The organism is Spiribacter salilacus, assembly GCF_009649225.1.
GTDB lineage: Bacteria > Pseudomonadota > Gammaproteobacteria > Nitrococcales > Nitrococcaceae > Spiribacter > Spiribacter salilacus.
The window spans coordinates 40,008-64,744 of record NZ_WJPP01000003.1; the positions used below are offsets into that span (position 1 = coordinate 40,008).

The 24,737-nt window shown below is 55.0% G+C and carries 21 protein-coding genes; 13 read left to right on the forward strand and 8 right to left on the reverse strand.

Annotated features, from left to right (window positions below):
• Nucleotides 1-17 precede the first annotated feature (17 nt).
• The gene (locus tag GH984_RS05750; protein ID WP_153719271.1) at nt 18-827 is read right to left on the reverse strand and encodes a methylenetetrahydrofolate reductase; all 810 of its coding nucleotides are present in this window, start codon (nt 825-827) and stop codon (nt 18-20) included.
• 182 nt (nt 828-1,009) lie between these two features.
• Here GH984_RS05750 and GH984_RS05755 point away from each other — a divergent pair, with 182 nt between their 5' ends.
• From GH984_RS05755 to GH984_RS05770, 4 genes are read left to right on the forward strand one after another with little or no spacing between them, the layout of a single operon-like run.
• Nucleotides 1,010-2,260 (forward strand): sarcosine oxidase subunit beta family protein, encoded by a 1,251-nt coding sequence (locus GH984_RS05755; protein ID WP_153719272.1) that lies wholly within the window; start codon nt 1,010-1,012, stop codon nt 2,258-2,260.
• 1 nt (nt 2,261) lies between these two features.
• The gene (locus tag GH984_RS05760; RefSeq protein WP_153719273.1) at nt 2,262-2,531 is read left to right on the forward strand and encodes a sarcosine oxidase subunit delta; all 270 of its coding nucleotides are present in this window, start codon (nt 2,262-2,264) and stop codon (nt 2,529-2,531) included.
• Nucleotides 2,528-5,482, forward strand: a complete 2,955-nt coding sequence (locus GH984_RS05765) for a sarcosine oxidase subunit alpha family protein (RefSeq protein ID WP_153719274.1) — start codon at nt 2,528-2,530, stop codon at nt 5,480-5,482. The genes GH984_RS05760 and GH984_RS05765 overlap by 4 nt, the downstream gene beginning before the upstream one ends.
• Nucleotides 5,475-6,098: a sarcosine oxidase subunit gamma gene (locus GH984_RS05770; RefSeq protein WP_172973184.1), complete on the forward strand. Its 624-nt coding sequence runs from the start codon at nt 5,475-5,477 to the stop codon at nt 6,096-6,098. Before GH984_RS05765 ends, GH984_RS05770 begins: the two co-directional genes overlap by 8 nt.
• On the opposite strand, the gene GH984_RS05775 is transcribed toward GH984_RS05770, so the two are convergent.
• Complete coding sequence (locus GH984_RS05775; protein ID WP_153719276.1) at nt 6,095-7,117, reverse strand: GlxA family transcriptional regulator; 1,023 nt, start codon at nt 7,115-7,117, stop codon at nt 6,095-6,097. The genes GH984_RS05770 and GH984_RS05775 overlap by 4 nt on opposite strands.
• A gap of 238 nt (nt 7,118-7,355) precedes the next feature.
• Here GH984_RS05775 and GH984_RS05780 point away from each other — a divergent pair, with 238 nt between their 5' ends.
• The 4 genes from GH984_RS05780 to fdhF are packed head-to-tail and all read left to right on the forward strand — an operon-like array spanning nt 7,356 to nt 13,570.
• On the forward strand, nt 7,356-9,086 hold the full coding sequence (locus tag GH984_RS05780) for a formate--tetrahydrofolate ligase (protein WP_153719277.1): 1,731 nt from the start codon (nt 7,356-7,358) through the stop codon (nt 9,084-9,086).
• 22 nt (nt 9,087-9,108) lie between these two features.
• Nucleotides 9,109-10,737, forward strand: a complete 1,629-nt coding sequence (locus GH984_RS05785; protein ID WP_153719278.1) for an NADH-ubiquinone oxidoreductase-F iron-sulfur binding region domain-containing protein — start codon at nt 9,109-9,111, stop codon at nt 10,735-10,737.
• On the forward strand, nt 10,737-11,393 hold the full coding sequence (locus GH984_RS10810; protein WP_216643627.1) for a 2Fe-2S iron-sulfur cluster-binding protein: 657 nt from the start codon (nt 10,737-10,739) through the stop codon (nt 11,391-11,393). Before GH984_RS05785 ends, GH984_RS10810 begins: the two co-directional genes overlap by 1 nt.
• A complete protein-coding gene (gene fdhF / locus GH984_RS05790; protein ID WP_216643628.1) occupies nt 11,390-13,570 on the forward strand; it encodes a formate dehydrogenase subunit alpha in 2,181 nt (726 codons plus the stop codon). The genes GH984_RS10810 and fdhF overlap by 4 nt, the downstream gene beginning before the upstream one ends.
• A gap of 9 nt (nt 13,571-13,579) precedes the next feature.
• Here fdhF and GH984_RS05795 read toward each other — a convergent pair whose 3' ends face one another.
• Complete coding sequence (locus GH984_RS05795; RefSeq protein WP_153719279.1) at nt 13,580-14,443, reverse strand: LysR family transcriptional regulator; 864 nt, start codon at nt 14,441-14,443, stop codon at nt 13,580-13,582.
• A gap of 111 nt (nt 14,444-14,554) precedes the next feature.
• Here GH984_RS05795 and GH984_RS05800 point away from each other — a divergent pair, with 111 nt between their 5' ends.
• Genes GH984_RS05800 through GH984_RS05820 form a run of 5 tightly spaced genes read left to right on the forward strand, consistent with a single transcriptional unit; the run spans nt 14,555 to nt 20,337 of the window.
• Nucleotides 14,555-16,018 (forward strand): aldehyde dehydrogenase family protein, encoded by a 1,464-nt coding sequence (locus GH984_RS05800; protein WP_153719280.1) that lies wholly within the window; start codon nt 14,555-14,557, stop codon nt 16,016-16,018.
• Entirely contained in the window at nt 16,011-17,009 is a 999-nt protein-coding gene (locus GH984_RS05805) for a dipeptidase (protein WP_369691960.1), read from the forward strand. The genes GH984_RS05800 and GH984_RS05805 overlap by 8 nt, the downstream gene beginning before the upstream one ends.
• The gene (locus tag GH984_RS11135; protein WP_253939147.1) at nt 17,006-18,751 is read left to right on the forward strand and encodes a hypothetical protein; all 1,746 of its coding nucleotides are present in this window, start codon (nt 17,006-17,008) and stop codon (nt 18,749-18,751) included. The genes GH984_RS05805 and GH984_RS11135 overlap by 4 nt, the downstream gene beginning before the upstream one ends.
• A gap of 14 nt (nt 18,752-18,765) precedes the next feature.
• Nucleotides 18,766-19,533, forward strand: coding sequence for a DUF3726 domain-containing protein (locus GH984_RS05815; RefSeq protein WP_153719282.1), 768 nt, complete (start codon nt 18,766-18,768; stop codon nt 19,531-19,533).
• A gap of 51 nt (nt 19,534-19,584) precedes the next feature.
• Nucleotides 19,585-20,337, forward strand: coding sequence for an SDR family oxidoreductase (locus GH984_RS05820; protein ID WP_153719283.1), 753 nt, complete (start codon nt 19,585-19,587; stop codon nt 20,335-20,337).
• Here the strand turns inward: GH984_RS05820 and GH984_RS05825 are convergent.
• From GH984_RS05825 to GH984_RS05845, 5 genes are all read right to left on the reverse strand, one after another.
• Nucleotides 20,334-21,368 (reverse strand): zinc-dependent alcohol dehydrogenase family protein, encoded by a 1,035-nt coding sequence (locus GH984_RS05825; protein ID WP_369691962.1) that lies wholly within the window; start codon nt 21,366-21,368, stop codon nt 20,334-20,336. The genes GH984_RS05820 and GH984_RS05825 overlap by 4 nt on opposite strands.
• 51 nt (nt 21,369-21,419) lie before the next feature.
• A complete protein-coding gene (locus GH984_RS05830) occupies nt 21,420-21,797 on the reverse strand; it encodes a MarR family transcriptional regulator (RefSeq protein WP_153719285.1) in 378 nt (125 codons plus the stop codon).
• 117 nt (nt 21,798-21,914) lie between these two features.
• Nucleotides 21,915-22,547 (reverse strand): response regulator transcription factor, encoded by a 633-nt coding sequence (locus GH984_RS05835; RefSeq protein ID WP_153719286.1) that lies wholly within the window; start codon nt 22,545-22,547, stop codon nt 21,915-21,917.
• Nucleotides 22,540-24,012, reverse strand: coding sequence for an ATP-binding protein (locus tag GH984_RS05840; protein ID WP_153719287.1), 1,473 nt, complete (start codon nt 24,010-24,012; stop codon nt 22,540-22,542). The genes GH984_RS05835 and GH984_RS05840 overlap by 8 nt, the downstream gene beginning before the upstream one ends.
• Before the next feature lie 14 nt (nt 24,013-24,026).
• Entirely contained in the window at nt 24,027-24,737 is a 711-nt protein-coding gene (locus GH984_RS05845) for a FadR/GntR family transcriptional regulator (protein ID WP_153719288.1), read from the reverse strand.

Below are 24,737 nucleotides of genomic sequence, written 5' to 3' on the forward strand. Positions count from 1 at the left end.
CCCCAAAAACGCGGTATTCAGGCAGTTTCAGCTAATCGGTTTGCCTGCCAATCTAACAAAGGCGCCACATGGTTAAAGGTATTCAGGTGGAAGCCGCACACCGGTGGGGCACCCGGCTCAACCAGCGCATCGAGCAACGGATCGATCAAATGATCTGGCGCATACGCGCCATTCCACAGCTGTCGGGTAATGCCCTGATTGCGCTTTAACACTCGCAAAGAACTGCCAATACCAATCTTTAACGAAATGCTCAATAAACGCCGTGGGTCCATCACCCCAGGCAAACCAATCCACGCGGGTAAACCGATGCCCCTTTGGTGGATGTCCGTTAACCATTGCAGGATGGGTGCAGAGTCAAAACACAGCTGAGTGACCAAATAATCGGCGTAAGGCCGTTTGGCAATTAACGCGGCCTCTAAGGCGTCATTGCTAATCTCGGCATGCCCCTCGGGGTAACCCGTTACACCAATGCGGGCCGGCCGCAGTGGGCTTGCCGCCATCGCCTCTAGCAAAGGAACCGCCCCGTTAAAAACACCCACCGGTGCGGGCGCATCACCACCCACCACAAACACCTCGTTAAGTGAATGCTGCGCTAAGGTTTGCAGTATCAATTCAAGATGAGATTCATCGCGAACTAGCCGTGAGGCGATATGCGGAATCGCAACATACCCGCGCTTGGCCAGCTCAACGCTCGCCTCAAGCGTGCGCTCAATGCCATGCTTGGGCGAGCAAGTCACCGTAATCGTGGCGCCTGCCGGCAGTCGCTCTGCTTCCTCCAGCATGCCGCGAATGGGAATTAGCTCGTAGCGTGGCGCTGCTAGTGTCATCTGACCTTGCTCCTTACCGTGATGACCATTACTGCAGGCTAGCCGGACTTGCCCTAATGAAGGCGACTGTAAGCGACGGCAAATTGTGCTGGAGCGTCAACTCGCGGCAGACTGTCGTGAGGAGATAAGTTGAGGTCGTCTTGACAATAACCCCCTGACCGCCCTCGACTAACGTGCAAGGTATGCAGAACTATTCAATTTTTAATTTGGCGCGACACGCTCTCGGTGGCCATCGTGGTTGGAAGCCCGCCTGGCGCGAAGCCACACCCAAGCCGCGGTATAAAGTCATCATTGTGGGTGGTGGTGGCCATGGCCTCGCCACGGCGTATTACCTTGCCAAAGTTCACGGCATTCGTGATGTGGCCGTGTTAGAGAAAGGCTGGATTGGCGGGGGTAACACCGGGCGCAACACCACCATTGTGCGCTCCAATTATTTGTGGGATGCCTCAGCGGCGCTGTATGAAAAGTCGCTCCAGCTGTGGGAAGGCTTATCTCAGGACATCAACTACAACGTGATGTTCTCGCAGCGTGGCGTGCTGAATCTTGGGCATAACCTACAAGACATGCGTGACATTCGCCGCCGAGTGAACGCCAATCAGCTCAACGGCGTAGACGGAGAAGTCTTGGATACGGCTGGCGTGAAGCGGCTGGTGCCATTCATTAACACATCGCCCGATATTCGCTATCCAGTGCTAGGGGCTTCTTGGCAGCCGCGCGCCGGCATTGCCCGGCATGATGCTGTGGCCTGGGGTTATGCACGGGCCGCCGATAGTTTAGGCGTGGATATTATCGAAAACTGCGAGGTCACCGGCGTTCGCCGCGACAACGGCAAGGTCACTGGCGTTGAGACCACGCGTGGAGTCATCGAAGCGGATCGCGTTGGCGTGGTGGTAGCAGGACATGCCGGGGTACTGGCGGAGATGGCGGGCTTTCGCTTACCCATCGAAAGTCACCCGCTGCAGGCATTGGTCTCAGAGCCGCTCAAACCCATTTTAGACACCGTGGTGATGTCGAACGCCATTCATGTGTATGTCAGCCAGTCTGATAAAGGTGAGCTTGTCATTGGTGCCGGCGTAGATAGCTATACTGGCTATGGTCAACGAGGCAGCTTTCAGACAATGGAACACTTTTTGTCTGCCCTCATCGAGCTATACCCCATCTTTAGCAGACTGCGGATGCTTCGGCACTGGGGTGGCATTGTAGATACCGCCCCTGATGCTAGCCCCATTATCAGTAGCACGCCGGTGGATGGACTCTTTTTTAATGTGGGCTGGGGCACGGGTGGCTTTAAGGCCACGCCCGGATCTGGCTGGGTGTTTGCACACACGCTGGCCACCGGCACGCCTCATGAAATTAACGCACCGTTCTCTCTTGAGCGCTTCCACAGTGGGGCGCTTGTGGATGAACACGGTGCCGCAGCGGTGGCACATTGATATGTTAATGATCACATGCCCGTGGTGCGGGCCACGCGATGAAAGCGAGTTCACCTACGGTGGTGAGGCCAACATTGAAAGACCCACCGACCCAGAGGCATTGGATGATGCCGCCTGGGCCGATTATCTGTTTATGCGCAGCAACCCCAAAGGCTGGCACGAGGAGCAATGGTGTCATGCCCACGGTTGTCGGCGTTGGTTTAAAGCAGAGCGGCATACGGTTAGTTACGCCATTCGTCGCACCTGGCCAATGGATGAGGAGTCGTCATGACGTGTCGGCTTAATCAAGGCGGGGTCATTGATCGCAGCAAGCCGTTGAACTTTACCTTCAATGGCAAGCCATTGACGGGCTATGCCGGCGACACGCTGGCCTCAGCGCTATTGGCAAATAACATTCATTTTGTCACGCGCAGCATTAAACTGCGCCGCCCACGCGGGATCATGGGCCGCGGGCCAGAAGAGCCCAATGCGCTGCTCCAAATTGGTGAGGGGCCTAGCACGCTGGCCGACCAACGCGCCACACAAGTCATGCTCACTGAGGGGATGAACGCCCGCAGCATCAATGGCTGGCCAAGCCTTGAGCATGATTTGCTGTCTGCGCTCAGCTTGGGCAGTAAGCTCATGCCGGTGGGTTTTTACTACAAAACCTTCATGGGTCCTAAAGGATGGTGGGAGCGATATGAAAAGCTCATTCGCCCAATTGCCGGCATGGGGCTCACTCCGGATGGTCCCGATCCAGATTTGTACGAAAAGCGTGACCTCCACTGCGATGTCATGATCGTAGGCGGCGGGCCTGCCGGCCTTGCGGCGGCGGCTTCATTAATTGGCACAGGCCTGCGCGTTGTGCTTGCGCATGAGCAAGCCCTGTGGGGCGGTGGTTTGTTGGCTAGCCGAACCCAGCTCAATGGCCAACCTGCCAATGCCTGGCTTGAAGAAACACTCGCTGCTCTGCATGCGGCAGAAAACATTCAACTGCTACCGTCGACCTCAGTGTTTGGGCATTACGATCATCATTTTTTAGGTGCCATCGAGCGGGTAAGAGAACAGCGGCCCAATGCGCCTATTCGTGAGCGGTTTTGGAAAATTCGCTGCCAGCGACTCATTTTGGCAGCCGGTGCGATTGAGCGGCCCATTGTGCTGCCGAATAATGATCGCCCCGGCATTATGACGGCCTTTGCGGTGCGCGAGAGCATTGAACGCTATGCGGTTTTGCCCGGCAAGCAGGCGGTGGTCTTTACCAATAACGACTCCGCCTATGCCACCGCACGCTGCCTGCTAGATGCCGGCGCGCAAGTCACGGTGGTGGATTCACGGGCCAGCGCGGGCACAGCTGCCAAGGCGATGCTGCCCGAGCAGACCACTGTGATATACAACGCGAAGGTTTGCGACACCACCGGCAAAAAGCGCATTAGTGGCGTCACCGTGCGGCAAACTGATGGCACCTTCACACGGATGGATTGCGATTTGCTAGCGCTCTCCGGCGGCTGGAACCCGTCCGTGCACTTACACTCTCATGCCAGCGGTAAATTACAGTGGGATGAAGCACTTGCCACGTTTGTTCCGCAAAATGATCTCGCGGGCGTAAGGGCGATTGGTGCTATGGCCGGCGCATTTGATTTTGCCACAGCACTCACCCAAGGCAGTGAGGTTGCCCGCGAGTTTGCGACAGAACTGGGTAGCAAAGCGGGCACTGACTTATCGCTGCCAGAGGTCAGTCACGCCGAGCCAGGCCCATCACAACTGCAGCCGTTGTGGCGTGTGGCAGGCAAAGGCCCTGCATTTGTTGATATGCAAAACGACGTTAAGGCCACTGACATCGAGCTTGCCTTGCGGGAGGGTTATCGCTCTATTGAGCATGTCAAACGCTATGGGATTCTTGGGTTTGGTACCGATCAGGGCAAGTTTGGCAACATTATTGGCCTCGGCATTGTTGGCGAGCTCATTAATAAACACCCAACAGAAATCGGCACTACCACCTACCGACCCGCCTGGACCCCGGTAACCTTCGGTGCCTTGGTCGGCCCGGATACGGGTGAACTGTTTGAGCCCATTAGACAGACACCCATGCATGAGTGGCACGTGCAGGCTGGCGCAGTTTTTGAAGATGTCGGCCAGTGGAAACGCGCGCGCTATTATCCAAAGGCCGGCGAAGACATGGACGCCGCCGTTGCCCGCGAGTGCTTAGCCACCCAAAAAGGGGTTGGCGTGCTCGATTACTCCACACTGGGCAAAATCGAGATTCATGGGCCAGATGCGATAACTCTGCTGGAGCGGGTTTACACCAACAACTGGCAGAAGCTTGGCATTGGTCGTTGCCGCTATGGGCTGATGCTGGATGAAAACGGCATGGTGATGGATGACGGCGTAACCGCGCGGCTTGGTGAGCAGCACTATTTAATGTACACCAGCACTGGGGGTGCCGCCCGAGTGCTCAGCTGGATGGAGCAGTGGCTACAAACCGAATGGCCAGATCTTGAGGTTTACCTCACCTCCGTTACCGATGCCTGGGGCACGATTTCTTTAGCCGGCCCCAAAAGCCGCGAGTTACTGGAATCTATCGGGACAGACATCAATCTGTCGACCGAACAGTTTCCTTTTATGAGTTTAAGGACAGGCGCCGTTAATGGTGTGCCCGCACGCGTACAGCGCGTTAGCTTTAGTGGCGAGATGAGCTTTGAAGTGAGCGTGCCAGCCAATGAGGCCGCTGAACTTTGGGCGATGGTCATGCGCAAGGGCGAAGCGTTTGGCGCAACGCCCTATGGCACCGAGGCAATGCACGTCTTACGTGCCGAAAAAGGTTTCATTATTGTTGGCCAAGACACGGATGGCTCAATTAGCCCTCTCGACCTCGGCATGGAAGGCATGATCAGTGCGCGTAAGGATTGCTTAGGCAAGCGCTCATTGATGCGTTCTGAACTACAACGGCCAGATCGCCCGCAATGGGTTGGGCTGCGGCCTAAAGATCCAACAAAGGTGCTGCCAGAAGGCGCGCAACTTATCGAAGATCCCGCCGCCAAGCCACCGGTTGCTATGCAGGGCTGGGTCACCTCCAGTTATTTCGCGCCACGACTTGGGCATGCGTTTGCACTGGGATTTGTGAACGGGGGTCGAGCACGACATGGCGAGTCACTGTATGCCTGGGATGCCGATGCAGGCGTTATCCCAGTAGAAATCACTCAGCCTGTGCAATACGACCCAGAAGGAGGCCGGCAACGTGATTGAGGCACAGCGCACACATCTTGGGGTGAGTGTTCAGGCTGAGCCTGCATCCAAGACACCCACCTATAATTTACGGGGCAACCCACAATGGCTTAGCGATAGCGTCAGCAAAAAGCTGGGGCTAGAGCTGCCGACCACGCCTAATCAGGTGGCAGCTAATAAGCAGGCGCGGCTGATGTGGCTCAGCCCCGATGAGTGGCTGCTTGAGGCCTTTGAGGCAGAGGCCGCTGACGTTGAGGGGCTTTTGTCCAATCGCGGTAGCCTAGTTTCAGTAGGGCATGGGCTAGTTAAGCTGCAGATTAGCGGCGATCAGGCCTTGCACTTGCTCGCTGCCGGCACCTCGCTCGATCTAGCCCAGGAGCTAACACCGGGGCGATGCCTCCAAACGCGCTTAGCGCAGGTTTCGGTGATTATAACGGCCGAGCCGGCAGACCCGGCCGAGCTGGCCGAGCTGGCCGAGCCGGATGCTGATGGCCACGCTAACCAGACACCCACCATAACGCTTTGGGTTCGGCGCAGCATGGCGCATTATCTTTGGCGCTGGTTTGAGGCAAGCCTCGATCGGCTGGAGCCCGGCGCCAGCGGCAGCGGCAGCGCTAGCGCTAGCGCTAGCGCTTAAAAATCGTGATCTGGCACCGCGGCGGTGGTTTCAGGGGGGCCGGCGGTCAGCCGCTCGCGCCGCGCTCGTCGCTCCGCACTTGGGGAATGCCCGTGGCGATCGTGATAGCACTTGGTGAAATGTGGTGGCGAGACAAACCCACAAGCCATTGCAATATCGGTGATTGGCATATCGGTTTGCAGCAAAAGCTGGCGGGCGCGAGTCAACCTGAGTTCCAGATAATATCGCGTTGGCGTGCAGCCCAGATAACGTCTGAATAACCGCTCGAGCTGACGTCGTGACGTATTGGCATGCGATGCGAGCTCATCCAATGAGAGGGGCTCGTGAATGTTCGCCTCCATGAGGGTGACCACTTCAACCAGTTTGGGTTGACTGGTGCCCAGCCGCACTCGCAGAGGTATGCGTTGACGCTCGCTAAACTCGCGAATGCGCTCATGCATAAATTCTTCAGAGATTGCCTCGGCCAGATCAATACCATGCTGACGCGTTATCAAATTGAGCATCATGTCGAGTGGCGCCATGCCCCCGGAGGAGGTCAGCCGGTCACGATCCATCACAAAGAGCTCAGAGGTAAAGATTGTGCGCGGAAACAGCAGCGTCTCGTAGATGCCTGAGATGTGCTCCCAATGCAGTGTGCAACGATAGCCCTCCAGCACCCCCGCCTGCGCCAATAGAAAACCACCTGTGCAAACTGAACCGAGCGCGGTGCCACGTCTAGCGAGTCGGCGCAGCCAGGCCAGCATCTCGCGATCACTTTGCGTCTCAATATCAACGCCGCCGCAGACGATCACCAAATCAACCGCTGGCTCTTGCCCCATAGGATGATCAACAGCTGTTCGCACGCTATTACTTGCAACCACCGGGCGGCCATCTTTAGAGATGAGGTGGTACTGGTAATGTTCAACGCCCGCGAGCTGATTGGCCATGCGCAAAGGCTCAATGGCCGATGAAAATGCGAGCTGGGAATATCCGGGTACCAGAAGAAACGCGACGCGATAGGGCAGCCCTGAATCTGTCATCAAAATGCTCCTACTGGCATTGACTAATTGCATTCTGGATCGTCTGGCCCCACGTTGTCACCCGCTTTTTTTAAAACGACGCTTTTTGTCGCCTAGGCGTCAAAAACGGTTGATAGCTCAGTGAGTTGTCGTTACTGCCGGCATATATGCCGCTCTCGGAAAACCACAGAAGGACAGGCATTCACATACTCGGCCAATCAATAACAAGACAAAAACCACTGCGAGGAGCGCATCAAACATGGCCAGTATCTCACCTCTCCCCACCACCTCTCGCCCGCTGGCCAGTGACTTGGAGATCGCTCGCCAAGCGCAACTCAAACCAATCGCCGAAATCGCTGAGCGACTGGGTCTGCCGCCGGGCATCATCGAGCCGTATGGCCATCATGTGGGCAAAATTCCGCTTGAAGCAATTAAAGGACAGGCATCGCGACCAAAGGCAAAATACATTGTGGTTTCCGCCATCACCCCCACCCCGCTTGGTGAGGGAAAAACCACTACCAGCGTGGGTTTAGCACAGGGGTTTCATCACATTGGCAAAACGGCAACGGTTGCGTTGCGGCAACCTTCGATGGGGCCAACATTCGGAATTAAGGGTGGCGCTGCGGGCGGCGGTTGGAGCCAAGTGGTGCCAATGGAGCGCATTAACTTGCATCTAACGGGCGATATTCATGCGGTGACTGCCGCGCACAATCTGCTATCGGCCATGGTGGACAACCACCTCTATCACGGCAATGCCAGCGGCATGGATCTCAATCAGGTGGCTTGGCGTCGCGTTGTAGATATCAACGACCGCGGGCTGCGACATATCGTGACCGGGCTTGGCGGCAAAGCCAATGGCCTACCTCGTGAAACCGGATTTGATATTACGGCGGCCTCCGAAGTGATGGCTGTCCTCGCTTTGGCCGACTCACTTGAAGACCTGCGCCGACGGCTGGGGCAGATAGTCGTGGGCTGGACACCTAGCGGCGAGGCTGTCACCGCAGAAGATATTGGCTGCGCTGGTGCGATGGCGGTCATGCTCAAAGAAGCCATGAAGCCTAACCTGATGCAAACGATTGAAAACACACCGGTGCTTATTCATGCCGGACCATTTGGCAATATTGCACATGGCAACTCATCGATCGTGGCCGATCAAATTGGCATTCATGGCAGCGATTATTTAGTCACCGAAGCCGGCTTTGGTGCAGACATGGGTGCTGAGCGATTCTTTAACATCAAATGTCGTGCCTCGGGCATGCAACCCGATGCTGCGGTGCTCGTCGCTACCGTGCGGGGTCTTAAAGTGCATTCCGGTCAACATCGGGTGGTGGCTGGTAAGCCGTTGCCCGATAGTATGCTGACCGAAAATCCCGATGACGTGCGCATCGGTGCATCCAACCTGCGCAAGCAAATTGAGAACTTACGGCTGCACGGCGTACCCGTTGTGGTCGCGATTAATGCTTTCCCAACCGACTATGACAGTGAGCATGCAGTGATTGCCGAGGTCGCCCGTGAAATGGGCGCGCGTGTAGAAATTTGCACCCACGTTAAAGACGGTGGCGCCGGCGCAGCGGTGCTTGCTCAAGCGGTCGTGGAAGCGGCTGAAGAACCGAGCCATTTTGAAATGCTCTACCCCAGTGAAATGGCGCTGACCGATAAGATCGAGACCATTGCGCAGCGCGTTTATGGTGCTGATGGGGTCGATTGCTCAGCGGTAGCCAAACGCCAATTGGCGCATTTCACGGCGCAAGGCTTTGGGCACCTGCCCGTTTGCGTGGCAAAAACGCATCTTTCGCTGTCTTCAGATGCCAGCCTGTCTGGCGCGCCAACAGGCTGGCGAATGCCGGTTCGCGAAGTGCGCCTTTCGGCAGGCGCCGGGTTTGCTTATGCCCTTTGCGGAGACATCCGAACCATGCCTGGGCTCGGTGCTAATCCAGCAGCAGCAGCGATAGATATTAACGAAATGGGTGAAATCGAGGGACTCTTTTAAAGGTCCGTGGCATGCTGAGCATATGGAAAACAAGGCAGAACATCGGCTATTAAACGCCCTTGAGCACATCCAGCAGACACAAGGGGCGGTTTCTGATGAGGCATTAAAGGCCTTAGCAGCAGAGTGGGGACAGCCACTTTATCGCCTAGAGGGGCTGCGCAGCTTTTACCCGGTGTTTCGGGAAACCCCCGGCGCGCCCAATCGGCTACAAATCTGTCGCGATGGGCCTTGTCGGCTAAAAGGCGAAGCCGCGGTTAAAGCACTCAAAGATGCGCTCGGCGATCGAGATGACATTGAAATCGAAATGGTCTCCTGCCTTGGCCTGTGCGACTGTGCGCCTGCCGCTGCTCTGAATGACAGCCCAGGCCCTTTACCAGACCATGCCGATATCGATGCTTGGGATATTAAGGACAGGCACTCAATTTCAGAGCATCTGCCGACCGATCCCTACCCCGATACAGCGGCGCATTATTCAACGGCCGCTCAATGGCTCAAACGCCCGGCCGAAGAGATCATTGCCGAAATTGATGCCGCCGGCCTACAAGGTCTTGGCGGAGCGGCATTTCCAACCGCACGCAAATGGCAATTCACCCGCGCCGCTCAGGGCGAACCCCGCACAGTCATCTGCAATGCGGATGAAAGTGAGCCGGGCACTTTCAAGGACAGGCACCTTTTAGAGCATGCCCCGCACTTGGTAATTGAGGGCATTTTGATCGGGGCAGCGGTCATCGGGGCACGCCAAGGCATTATTTATTTACGCCATGAATATCAGCGGGCGCGGGCGGCTATCACCAAAGCCTTAAACAAGGCACGAGCCGATGGTGTGCTCGGGTCCGATGCAATTGGCCCGGGGCATGACTTTGATATAGAGCTGTTTATCTCGCCTGGTGGCTATATTCTCGGTGAGGAAACCGCTTTACTCGAGGCGCTGGAGGACAGGCGTGGCGAACCGCGACATAAACCTCCGTTTCCCACCACTGCCGGCTTGCATGGCGGGCCAACGTTGATAAACAACGTTGAAACCCTTGCTGCGGTCAGTACGATTCTGGCGCGCGGTGCATCCTGGTGGCGCGAACAAGGTATCGGCGAGCATGCCGGCCTAAAGTATGTGAGCGTGTCGGGCGATGTAAAAAACCCACAAGTGCTTTGTTTGCCGTGGGGCACAACCGTAGCCGAAGCCATAGAGCATTGTGGCGGCATGGCCGATAACCGAGACTTATTGGCGTTTTCTCCTGGCGGGGCCTCCACACCCTTTTTACCCGCCTCTGCCGCGCAAACCCCGATGACGTTTGATGATCTGCGCCAAGCCGGCAGCGGGCTGGGCACCGGCGCCTTATTTGTGGTTGGGACAGGGCGTAATCTGGCGGAGGTTTTATTGGGACAGGCACGTTTTTTCCGCAACGAATCTTGTGGCAAATGCGTACCCTGTAGGGTGGGCTCCAATAAGGGGGTGGAATTAGCCGATGCCGCGTTAAATCATCAGCCCAATGCGATAGATGCCGAACTGGCTGAGTTGCACCAAACCCTCATGCGCACGTCGATTTGCGGCTTAGGACAAGTGGCGTTGCTGCCTTTAGTAGATGGCCTGAAACGCTTTCCCGATGAACCCTCGCTTCAACCGCTGCGCGGACAAACCCCGGAGGCCGACTAATGAGTGATGTCAGCTTAACCATCGACGGGGTTGAAGTGACTGTCCCCGAAGGAACCACGATCTGGGAGGCCGCCGCCCGCTACGGAATCGAGATCCCTGTTCTTTGTCATGACCCTCGCCTAGAGCCCGTTGGCGTCTGTCGGATTTGCGCGGTTGACGTCGGTGAGCGCACCTTACCGGCGGCTTGCGTCCGGCATGTCGAAGCCGGCATGAACGTGATCACCGCAAATACTGAAATTACTGCCCATCGTCGGATACTCACCGAGTTGATGCTCTCAGATCAACCCGAGCAGAGCAGGCGTGAGGCCACCACAGGAGACGATTCGCTTTACGCGCTAGCACGCGAGCTCAAGGTGAGCGATTTCCCGTGGCCCGATGCCAAAAGCAGCAGTAACCCACCCCGCGGACAGGACGATAGCTCACCGGTTATCGCTGTCGATCATCAAGCCTGCATTCTTTGCGATCGCTGTGTTCGGGCTTGTGATGATATTCAACACAACGATGTCATTACGCGCACCGGCAAAGGGCATTCGGTACGCATCGGTTTTGATCTGGATGTACCAATGGCCGAAAGCAGTTGTGTGTCTTGTGGCGAGTGCGTTGCCGTTTGTCCAACCGGTGCGCTCACTCATCAGTTTCTAGGGGAAACCTCATGAAGTCTTTTAACCCAAGCGAGTCAGCTGCTGCCCTTGCGGGCATCACCGAGGTTCCCACGCTTTGTCCATACTGCGGCGTTGGTTGTGCGCTGAGCTATGGGGTAGACGCCGATGGCACCATTCACTATGCGCGTGGGCGTGACGGCGCCTCTAATGCCGAGCGGCTCTGTGTTAAAGGCCGGTATGGCTTTGATTACGCGGCTCACCCGCAACGCCTAACCAAGCCGTTGATCCGACGCGAATCTGCCTACCCTCGCGGGCCGCTCAGTCAGTTCAGTCAAATTGACAGCAGCGGGCCACGCAAAGCCGGTGGGATTGTTGATTACACCGAAGTCATGCCGCATTTTCGCGAGGCCTCCTGGGAGGAGGCCCTCGAACGAATAGCCGAGGGCTTTACCCGCGTACGTACAAATGGGGGGCCCCATGCAATGGCCGGCTTTGGTTCGGCGAAGGGCTCTAACGAAGAGGCCTATTTATTTCAAAAATTTATGAGGACAGTCATCGGAACGAATAACGTCGATCATTGCACGCGGCTTTGCCATGCCTCTTCGGTATATGCCCTGATTGAAGGCATTGGCTCGGGCGCCGTTACCAATGTCGTACGTGATATCGAAAATGCCGAAGTCGCAATTTTGGCTGGCTGCAACCCAACCGCCAACCACCCCGTCGCCGCGAGTTTTATGAAACAAGCCGCGGCAGCCGGCACCGATTTGCTCGCCGTGAACGTCCGCCGACCAGGCATTGCGGATTATTGCAGCCAGTATTGCCAAATCAAGCCAGGATCGGATGTGGCGTTTTATAACGCGGTAATGCACGTCATCATTGCCGAGGATCTGCATGACAAGGCGTTTATCGAAACGCGAACAGAAGGCTTTGCCGAGCTCAAAGCGATGGTTGAGGAATACCCGCCAGCGGTCGGCGAGCGCTTAAGCGGTGTGCCGGCGGAAGAGATTATTGCCTTTGCGCGACAATTAGGACAGGCACGCAGTGCCATGATTTTTTGGGGCATGGGCATCAGTCAGCATGTTTTTGGGACAGACAACGCGCGCTGCCTGATTGCATTGGCGCTATTAACTGGCAATATCGGACGTCCTGGCACAGGCTTGCACCCGCTGCGAGGCCAAAATAATGTGCAAGGTGCCTCCGATGCCGGGCTAATTCCGATGTATTACCCGGGTTATCAATCGGTTGCCGACGCTGAGGTACGCAAGCGGTTTGAGTCTTTATGGGGTGTGGATTTGCCGGATACGCCCGGTCTGACGACTGCCGAAATCACCCATGCTGCACTTGAGGGTGATATCCGCGGGCTTTACTGCATGGGCGAGAATCCGTTCTTATCAGACCCCGATATTAATCGGGTGCGCGAAGCGCTCGCCAGTCTGGATTTTTTGGTGGTTCAGGATCTGTTTATTACGGAAACCGCTGAGTTTGCAGACGTCATCTTGCCAGCCTCTGCATTTATGGAGAAATGCGGCACATTTACCAACACCGATCGCCGCGTTCAAAAAAGTCAGCCGGTTCGCCAACCCCCCGGCGAGGCGCGGCAGGACTGGCATATTCTGCGCGATCTGGCACAGCGGATGGGGCATGATTGGAACTATCCTGATGAATCGGCGGTTTTTGATGAGTTTGTTAAAGCCGCTCCGCTGTACGCTAACCTAAGTCATACGAATATCGGTGAAACAGGGCGTTGGTATCCCTGCCCTCACCCCGATTCTCAAGGTGAACGATTATTATTTGCGGACACCTTCCCCATTGGGCGCGGCCGCTTCGTGCCTGCCCAGCTTGGCACCGCGCCAGATCTGCCTGACAACGACTATCCTTTCATCCTCAACACGGGGCGACAGCTTGAGCATTGGCATACGGGTGTCATGACACGTCGCTCCAGAGCGCTCGATGCCATCGCACCGAAAGCACGCGTTGAGTTGCACCCAGATGACGCGCGCAAACTTGGCGTGGCCAATGAAGAGTGGGTTGAGTTGGCGTCTCGACGGGGTTCGGTGCAAGTACAGGCCCTGCTTACGCGTGATGTCGCGCCGGGCACGTTGTTCCTCCCCATGCATTTTCGTGAGGCAGCGGCTAATTTGCTGACGAGTCCCGCGCTAGATCCTTTCGGGAAAATCCCAGAATTTAAGATTTGCGCGGTTGCAGTCAACGCATTGAGTGAGGTCAGCTAACGATCTCGTTTAAAGATGCCGAACGGCGTCCATTAAAGCCTGCACAGCGGGGCGAGGTGTTTGGTTGCGCAAATGAATCAGGCCGATGCTGCGGGTCACGGCAGGTGCCTCAAGTGGACGGAAAACAAGCGCCTCATCTTGGCCAAATAATGCTAACTGAGGCAATAGGGTGACACCCAAACCGGCTCTCACCAGCGCTAGCAATGACACAATATTAGGCACATGAAACCTTGCGCTTTGCAGGATATCGACGGCCGCCGGATCTAGTAGCTGCCGAAAAGTCCCGTTGGTAATAAGGGTGTACGGTCGTAATGATTCCCAGCGACAAGCCCCTGGTTGCTGTGCCAATGGGTGACTGATGTGGCAGACCATACCCATTTGATCCTCAGTTAACGGCTGAAAGCTCAACTCATCACTCAGCTCCGCATCGGTGCCAATACCAAAATCGACTTGCCTGTCCAACACACGCCTTTGCACATAAATCGCGGTGCCATCCTCTACCGCAACCGAGATTTCAGGGTGGCTGTCCGCAAAGCGCAGCAGCATACCCGGCAGATAGCGCCCCGCAAACGAGGGGATCGATGCCAGAGCGACCTGGCCTGTTTTGCGCTCCGCACTGTCAAAAAGCGCCTGCAACGTGCGGTCATGATGATCCACCAGCGACCGAATCGCCGGATAATGCTCCCGCCCAAATGGCGTGAGCTCCGCTTTTCGGCCGCGCTCAAAAAGTGCCTGTCCTAATAATGCCTCCAACTCATGAACCGCCTGCGAAATTGCGGGTTGGCTGCGCGCAGCCAGGCTGGCCGCGGCTCTGTAGCTGTGATGGTCAGCAACCAAAAGGAAGTAGCGAAGCTGATGGATCTTAATAGACATGCCTGTCCTTTTTATAATGATAAGCACTACTTATCGAATTATTCTTAAAATCAGCTTTACTTTACGCCGTTTGCTACACAGCATGAAGCTATTCAGCGAAGGAGTTTTTTCATGACCGAACAGCACTACAGCAATTACATCGCCGGTGAATGGCAACCCGGCAGCCAGACCATCGATAATCGCAATCCCTCTGATCTTGATGATTCACTGGGGCTTTTTGCGCAGGCCAGCGCCGCACAAACAGAAACTGCCATTGCCGCTGCGGCTGCGGCTCAGCCGAAGTGGGCTGAAACTGGCCTTGAAGGGCGCTATCACGTGCTCATGAACATCGGCAACGAGTTGATTGCACGCGCTGAGGAGCTCGGCCGCGAACTCTCTCGGGAAGAAGGCAAGCCGCTGGCTGAGGGCAAAGGTGAAGTCTATCGGGCCGGGCAGTTTTTTCACTATTACGCCGCTGAAGTACATCGGCAGATGGGTGATGTCGTCGATTCGGTGCGCCCAGGCATTGAGGTACTCGCGCAACGCGAGCCGGTTGGCGTGGTAGGGGTAATTTCGCCTTGGAACTTTCCATTGGCGACGGCGGTATGGAAGATTGCGCCTGCATTAGCATTTGGCAACGCCGTCATTTGGAAGCCCGCTAATCTGGTTCCTGCTAGCGCCTGTCATTTCGCGGAGATTATGTCGCGGCAAGAAATACCTGCGGGCACCTTTAATCTGGTCATGGGTGCCGGGAGTCAGGTCGGCGATGCGTTAGTCGGCTCGCAACAGGTCAATGCCATCAGCTTTACCGGCTCCGTTGAGACGGGTCGTCAAGTTGGCCTCCGAGCAATGGAAAACCTGACCCGCGTACAAATGGAAATGGGCTCAAAAAATCCGCTCGTTGTGCTTGATGACGCCGACCTCGATATTGCCGTGCAAGCCGCATTTGCCGGCGGATATTCAGGTACCGGACAAAAATGCACCGCCTCATCACGTTTAATCGTGACAGCGGGCATGCATGACCGCTTTGTTGAAGCACTCAGTGAGCGCCTAGCTAAAGCCAAAGTAGGCCATGCACTAGCCGAGGGCACAGAAATAGGCCCTGTCGTTGATCAAACGCAGTTTGATCGGGATCTGCAATGGATCGAGACCGCAAAAAAAGAAGGTGCCGAACTGGTTTTTGGGGGACAGGCACTCGAACTCGAACATCGCGGCCACTATCTACAGCCCACTTTATTTACCCAAACGCGTAATGAGATGACGATCAATCAAGAAGAAATGTTCGGCCCAATTGCCTGCGTGATTCGTGTAAAAGATGCGGACGAGGCACTGGCCACAGCCAATGCCACACGCTTTGGGCTGACAGCCGGAGTCATCACCCAATCGCTGGCAGCGGCTAATACCTTTCGTCGGAACGCGCGCTTTGGGTGTGTAATGGTTAACTTGCCAACCGCCGGCACCGATTATCACGTGCCATTTGGCGGCCGTGGCGAATCGAGTTACGGCCCGCGTGAGCAAGGACAATATGCCCGCGAATTTTATACTCAGGTTAAAACCAGCTATGTGCAGGCTGGTAAAGGATGGGGCCGTGGCTAGCGGATTCAGAATTGACGGCTTGCAGTACTGCAATTGGAGCCGCCGGATCTTCGAGCAAATGCGCGAAGCAGAGCTCGATGCAGTCCATGTGACCGCCACATACTGGGAAAATACCCGCGAGCTTCTTGCCAACATCGGCACCTGGCACCGCTATTTCGTAGAACATGCCGACTTGATCGTACCCGTTCGAAGCGCGGCGGATATTGACTATGCTCGAGCAACAAAAAGGACAGGCATCGTTTTAGGGCTTCAAAATTGTTCGCCCATCGAGGATTCGGTCGACCTAGTTTCTGTGCTCAAGGAGCTCAATGTTCATATCATGCAGCTGTCGTACAACAACCAGTCGTTGCTGTGTACAGGCTATGCGGAGCAACAAGACTCAGGGCTTACCAAGTTTGGACGCGAAGTAATTCGAGAAATGAATCGCGTTGGCATGGTGGTTGATACCTCGCATACCGCCGAGCGCTCAACGCTCGAGGCGATTGAGTTTTCAAGCCGCCCGACAGTGGTCTCACATGCAAACCCACAAACCGCCCGACAAACGGCGCGCAACAAATCAGATCGGGTAATGCGGGCGCTTGCGGAATCAGGCGGACTGATGGGCTTTAGTTGCTACCCCTTTCATTTACCCAATGGCTCAGAGACCACGTTAGAGCAGTTCACCGAAATGGTGGCAGAGGCGGTCGAAATTATGGGTGTCCAACATCTAGCCATTGGCACTGACCTTTGCCAAGATCAACCGGTTGAGGTTCTGACGTGGATGCGCAATGGAAATTGGGCGCGAGTGATGGATTACGGCGAAGGTTCTGAGGAAAAACCAGATTGGCCGGCATCGCTGAGTTGGTTGCGCGGAGTGTCGGACTTCCCAAAAATAGAGCAGGGCCTACGGGATCGCGGATTTACCCCCTCGGAAGTCGATGCCTTAATGGGCGGTAATTGGCGATCATTCCTTGAGCACGCCCTAGCCCCAGAAAAGAGGAGCGAGGTATGACCGCCGTTAAGCGAATTGTTAGCACGCAAGCCGATAATCCACGCCCAGAAACCGGCCGCGTATCGCGAAGACCTGCCAGCGAAGTCATGCAACTAGAGCGCCTTGGCAGCCTGCACGCCTGCCGACTTAGCTTTATTCGCACCCTCATGCGTAAGGTTATGGCCGAACGCTGGGCTATTCAATGCCGAGTTTTTGATTTGGATGAAAAAGGCTATGGCACTTGCATCTACCGCATCGCAACGCCTACCCAACTCTATAGCCTCGTTATATTCTCCCAATACCTTGACCCCTCTCTACGATCAGACCGCGTGATTGCCAATGCTTGGGACTGCGCCTTTGCCCTTTGTATGGGCGATGTGGATGATGACTATTTAGACGTACTGCGCGAAAACGTGCCAAGACAAGAAGCAGGCCGCTGTGATCCGCGTGTTCTTGTTCTCTCACGTGCCAATCGATCACTCCGAAATTTTGACATGGTGGTTAATGCACTGGCCGCAGGACAAAAACCTGACCCCGACAAACTGGCCAAAGTAGGCTATCTCTATCGAACCACCGCGGTGTATGGCAATGGCAAGTTTGGCATAGCCGATTATCCGCGAATTCGCGACTCAGAAGATTTTGGCCTCCCCTTCTCAGCGCAAATGTTCGCCGTTTTTCTACTGCGCGATTTCAGCATTCGGCAAGTGGAACATATCGCACGCTGCCAAGCGCCCGACACCGCTACAACACTGTGCAGCCCACTGCGGCGCTATCTTGGTATCGGCAATAGCACCGGCTTAGGCATGGCACCGTTTCTAATTAACCACCCCGCATTAATTAATCAATGGCTACTCATGCGAGAGGCTGCCATCGCGCGTTGCTTAAGCCAAACCGCAACCGCTGAGCACGTTGAACAGCTTTGTGCTTTGTTGGCACAAGCTCAGCAGCATACGGCCGAAACAACAACCGACGATGAACGACAAACTCAACTGAATCATCAGCTTGAGCAAGAGCTTAAGCTTGCCGAGGAATGGCTGAAAGAAACTGGCATACCTGATCAAATCATGTCGGATCGACTCTGGCAGTCACTGTGCGAAAAGGCTCAACGCGAATGGTCACTCGAAGCGCAAGAGCTCATCCACTCACTTCTGATGGAAGTGTATCCCGAGCAAACCGATGAGCTTGAGCAGACAATGGCAGCAACTGATGAGTTTGATTTGGTACCGGAAATGTCTACCGATGAGCTGATTGAGCGACTGCGGCGCGACTACGACTGGGCTCTTGCATACGACTTTACCCAACCAGATGAAACGCATTTGTTTTGGTATCGCTCGGCAGAAAAGGAAGAGCCCCGCCTTGGCGAGCGCCATGTCGACCCCGGTGAAGATCGAGAAATGCCGCTCGATATCGCACGCCAAGCCAGCGGCTTATACAGCGCACTCCTGAACTGGGAGACAGCGCAAGGCAAATGCACCCCTGTGGTTGAATTTCTGTTAGCCAACCCTCAGTACAAGGGCATCACTCGCCGCACACAGGGCATATCTGAGCTGGCGTATGGCGAAATACGCGCCAACCTGCTCGCTAAAGGTACGCTGCCGATCCACTTACTCCGCTGCAAGCTTGCGTTTTTCGGCGCAACCAAATTTGACCCTCGCTCTGATCGCTGGGTTCGAATTACGTTATTTCAAGGCGCGCCCTGTATCGAAGATATTGGCTCGGCATTTGCGGATGACTGGTGGATGCCACTGAAGCCGGCACTTTAAAGGAGTAGCCGCCAATGCATGTTTCTCTGAATGAACTCACCTCCTTGAGCCGTCGTGCACTAGAGGGCGTTGGATTCCCCCCCGGCGAATTCGAAGATGCCGCCGACATGATTGTATGGCTGGAACAGTTTGGCCTTGGCGGCACTAAGCTCCTAGCAAAAACGCTACCGCGATTAACCACCGAGCAATGGCCAGCCGTGCAAAAACTCTATGATGATGGCGGCGGCTGTGTCGTCCTGCAGATCGAAAATGGCTCGCTATTACAAGGCGGGAGCCTAGCGGCTGACATGGCCTGCACGCGCGCATTAGCAGATGGCCTTGGGGTTGTGCGCCTGTCGGGCTGCCGGGATCGAGGCTTTATTTTAGGCTACCTCGCACGCTGTGCACGGCGCGGCTACCATATGACTGCCATGTGGTGCGTTGGCGAACCACGCCGTGCCATTCAAAATGTAGCAACAGCGACAGGGCACCCCACGTTACCGACCATTCGCCGCTATCGGGCCGACGGTGGCGGCGAGCAAATGGCTGACACACACACGCTCACGCTAATTGCCACGCGCGATTTTGCGCTGATGCCCGCACGTGATCCTGCCGCGAACGCATTTGAATTACTGGAAGAAATTACACCGAATGAGCTGGCTGCGCGTAGTCGGCTGGCCTGGGATCAGGGTGTCGATGTAGATGCAGATTTGTGGAGCAAACTTCAAGCACTGGCTGCGGTAAAATTGGTTGAAGCTACACCAGAGTCACGCGCACGTGGTGCCGGTGAAACTCGACAGTAAACACCGTGCGCGACAAATGCGCAGCAAATACGCGGCAGTAAGGATGAAAAAATGAGCCAAACAAATCAGCCAGTCGCCCTTGTAACGGGAGCGAGCCAGGGGATCGGCAAAGCCGTTGCAGAAAACTTGCTGGATGGCGGATTTCACGTGGTTTTGATGGCGCGTCGACAAGCACCCCTACAGGCGATTGCCGAGCAATGGCCGGGGCAGGCCACCGCGCACGCCGGCGATGTGAGTGACCCCGAGTCTGTCGATCAGATTTATCAAAACATAACAGACACCCACGGCAGGCTCGATGTGTTGTTTAATAACGCGGGCGCCTTTATGGCATCAACTGAAATTGGCGATGTCTCTTGGGAAGACTGGCGACGTGTGCTGAATGTTAACCTTGATGGTGCTTTTTTGATGGCGCGCGGTGCATTTCAGCTCATGCGAGATCAGAAACCTAACGGTGGGCGCATTATTAATAATGGCTCCATTTCAGCCCATGCTCCTCGGGTTGGCTCAGTGGCTTACACCACTTCGAAACACGCGATTACAGGCTTAACGAAATCACTCTCACTCGATGGTCGCGCGCATAATATTGCCTGCGGACAGATTGATATCGGCAATGCCGACACGCCATTGGCCGCCGGCATTAAAAACGGCATTGCACAGCCTGATGGCAGTGTACTTAAAGAGCCGATCATGGATGTTGTGCATGTGGCCGACGCCGTACGCTATATGGCCACCTTGCCGCTTGAGGCTAATGTTCAGTTTATGACTGTGATGGCAACAAAAATGCCTTACCTTGGGCGCGGCTAAGCATTTGCCTTAGGCCCAATATCGACACAGATTTTGCCAAAATGCTCGCCGCTTTCCTCATAACGAAAGGCATCCACTAGCGATTCCAAAGGAAAATGCTGATCAAGCACCGGCCGAATGCCGGTATTCTCAAGTGCGGTCACAAAGTCTTGTTGATCACGCCGACTGCCGACTAACACACCTTGCAACCGCTGCTGTCGCATGAGTGCAAATCGCAGTGGAAACTCGCCTTGTATTCCCGTCAAGACCCCAATCAGTGAGACGTGCCCGCCAACGGCCGTGGCCAGCATCGACTGTTCAATGGTACCCGGGCCGCCCACCTCAATCACATGATCGACGCCCCGCCCATCTGTCAGCTCACGAACCCGCTTGCCCCATTTAGGCTCAGAGCGGTAGTTGATCACGGCATGAGCGCCAAGCGCTTTTAAGCGCTCTAGCTTGGCATCGCTAGAAGAGGTGCAAATAACACGCGCCCCCGCAGCAACCGCAAGTTGTAGCGCATAAATAGACACGCCACCGGTGCCCAGCGTCAGCACTGTTTGCCCTGGCTTGAGGCCTCCATGAACGAATAATGCCCGCCATGCCGTTACGCCCGCCGTGGTAATTGTTGCCGCCTCAGCATGGGTCCATCCCTTAGGCGCATGCGTAAACGCAGTAGCGGGTAATGTAACGTACTCTCGCGCAAATCCATCAACCCCGTCGCCAGGCGTTGTCGGAAAGGCTTCATGCGTTGGCACTCCATCAAGCCAATGAGGGAAAAAGGTGCTGACAAGCGAATCCCCAACCGCAAACTCAGTCACATCTGGCCCGACGGCAGTCACTTCACCCGCGCCGTCTGACATCGGTATCCGCGACTGGTCTTTTGGTGCCATCGGCCCCTTTACGACGCCATAATCGTGATAGTTCAGCGAGCTGGCATGAATGCGAACGGTTATTTCGCTACTAGACGGCTCGGCAGGCTTGCCGGTATCCACAACGCTGCCATTATCAAAACCGCCACCTGGCGCGAGAATAAAGGTACGATTTTCCACAGCTGCCTCCCGTTGCATGTGCCTTTGTTAAGTACTGGAGTGTGCAGCGGCTTAGGGGTCTTCTGCAAGCAACGGTTGATTGGCTGCCATCACGGCGAGCACATTGGCTTTCGTTTGGCCAAGCGCTTTTTCTAATCGAGCGGAAGTGCGCAGATGAACGAGTCGTCGATCACTGCCGGAGGATTCTTTATAAATCCAGCCATCCTCGAGCAATGTCGCTAAGTTATAGCGCACGCCGGTTGCCGAGTACGGCAACCCGGCCAGCAACTGTTTCATCGTTAATGGCATGCCTGCATTTTCTGCCAGCGCCACCGCCGTCAAAATATCGCAGGCGACCAGAGACGGGCCATTGGGTAATACGGGCGCTAGCGCTGATCGCAAATCTGCAACTAACTGAGCACATGATTTGCAAGGCCGTTGGCCTTCCATGGTTTTCTCCAACACCTTAAGTAGGCTTTGACGCTATCGCCGCCCCAACAGGCTAGCAACCAAATTCTGTTTCTAATTTAGTAGCTTTTTAGAGAGAAAACCGAGGGATCAGTCACATCAAGCCGTGGCATCACTCAAATGCTGCAAGTGATGGCGTGCTGCCATTGCCATGAGTGCCACACCGCTGCAACGCAGCTTGACCGAGATCGTTTTACGATGTGTAGCAATGGTTTGTGGTGACCGATCTAACCGAGATGCAATTTGCTCGTTTGTCAGGCCTTGGCCGACTAAACCAAAAATTTCTCGCTCTCGACGAGTTAGTCTCGAGATGCGGGATTCTTCACTCTCAAACTGCGGCATACGCTCAGCCAACAGCCGCTCAATGACCTGCTTGAGTTGATCGAATGCCTGAGATTTATCTACAGCTGCATACAAATTGTTACGCAGATTAGCTGGACAGGCAAAGGAGGCGGCCTGCCCTGAAAGAATAATCGCCAGCGCAGACGGCTTAGCCGCCACTAACTGCGAAAACACTTCTAGGCCATCACCATCGGGCAAGTTAAGGTCCAAAACAACCACGTCAGGCAGTAGTTCGTGACAACGCATTACGGCTTGACGGACCGTGCTGGCGGATCCCACCACTTCGATACCATCATGGCTTTTTAATAATACCGTTAGAAGATCTGAGAACATTCTCTCGTCTTCAACAACCAACACTTTCAGCTTTTGCTCATCCATCTCATCACCCATTTGTTTGCTCTGAAGCCCGACTTTCTGCAGGAAAAATCAGGCTGGTCGTTGTTCCTTCGCCGGGCGCAGAACGCAAAAGTAAAGCGGCACCCGAACGCTCAATAAAGCAGCGAACCATAAATAAACCCAAACCGCTTCCCTGTGGGTTATCACTATTGCTAAATAGCGGCTCAAAAATGCGTTGCTGCGTTTGCCAATCCATACCGCACCCGGTATCAGTTACCCGAATCATAATGACTGGGCCAAAAAGCACCATACCTACAGCTGGGGAGGTAGCGGGCATTTGCGAACACCACTCTGCAGAAACGGTTAACTGGCCGCCGTTCACCATGGCGTTTTGCGCATTTTTTGTTAAATTGGTGAGCGCACTTAAAAACAAGCCTGGATGCGTGATTGCAGTGAGCTCGGGTTCGATGCGGGTTTGCAATTCCACGCCTTCTCTTAACTGCTGGCGCAAAAGCGACAAAAATTCATCCATCAGATAGTTAATATCAACCGGGCCCGTTTGAATTGACTCGCTACTACTTAGCGCAGAAACACCGGTCACCGTGTTTCGTGCCAGCTGCATTGCATGTTCGCACTGCCTTAATGAATACCGCGTTGTTACATCGCTGGTATCTAATTGTGTCGCTAATTGCCCAAAAGTCCCTTGCAAAAGCCCTAGCGCATTTGCCATATCATGGCCAAATCCATACGCAATATGCTTAATGGTTTCGTTTCTTTTCTCGCGAATACGCTCCTCGACTCGTGCGCGCTCAGCTTCCTGCTCTGCAGCCTGCGTAACCAAGGCTAACTCCATTTGCTGCGATTTACGCAAGCCGTCTTCATAGATTAAAAATAAAAAGGCCGGAGATTGTAGGTAGCCAAATACCACCAAACCGAGCATAAAAAGCGCTGCTCCCATCCCTGCTAAAAATTGCTGCTCGGACAGATAAAGCAATGATTCGACCGTACGAACGAAAAATAGCAAGGCGACGAACAATACGGTACTCAGAAAAACGTAACTCACGAGCGATTGACGGGAGCGCAGCTTTAACACGAGATATGCACAAAATGTTTGCTGAAAAACTACCGCTGCGGAAACGATCAGAACGCGCAGCCAGACCAATTCCCCCCACGGAGAGAGCCAGACAAGGGTAAAACTGCCAGCTGTTAGGCCAAACCAAGCAATTGAGATTTGTTTCGCGTATCGATACTGCAAGTGAGAAGCCAGGGCATTCAGCATCAACGCCATGCCAACTAAAATCACAGAATTACCGACAAGAATTGACCAGAACGCAGGGATAAGAGGTCGCAATATTAATAAAATAAGACCCACCCCTGCCAGAGCGGAGCCGATGCCCCAGCCCGGCAGCACCGCGCTCCCTTTTCTTCCGAGCACAGTTACCAACGTCCCGAAAAAAATCATCGAACAAGCTAGCACCGCCATTAAGGTGAGCGGATCTAAAGCGAGGACCGTATTCATTGCGGGAGTTTAAGCTACCCGTTATCTGCCCGCAATTTAAGATTAAGTCGCTTTAATGCATTGTTAATATGCACCAACATCGCTGCACGTGCCGCATCGGGGTCAGCATCTTCAATGGCCTCTAAGATGACGCAGTGCTCTTTATGCACTCCATTATCGCGATCACCTCGGCGCGCCGTGTTCGAGCGTGCAACCACAATCGAGCGCACCATTGGTTCGTGAAAATAACCCAACAACTCAACAAAGAGTGGATTGCCTGTGGCTTGAGCAATGGATTGATGAAAACGCACATCATGCTCAGCCGCTGGTCGCCCCGCTTGCACCGCACGCTCTAAACCCGCCATTGCCGAACGAATGGCTTCTAGCCCTTCCGCTGTTCTATAGCGTGCCGCTAAGGCCGCCGCACCGGTCTCCAGCTCTCTTCGGATCTCAAATACATCGCGCAAAGACTCGGAGTCGTATTCTTCACGGCTAAACCCGTTGCTAGCCCGCCATGCTAACGGACTAGCGACATACGTGCCCGCCCCCTGCCGGGTATGAACCATACCGCTGCTTCGCAGCTGCGCGATCGCTTCCCGCACCGCAGAGCGACTCACCGCAAAATGGTTAGCTAACTCTGCCTCTGTTGGCAGCTTTTCGCCCGCCTCATACTTTCTATCTCGAATATCCCTTTCAAGCACACTTGCCAGCTCGGCCGGTAGCCGTCGGCCCACAAGACTATCCAT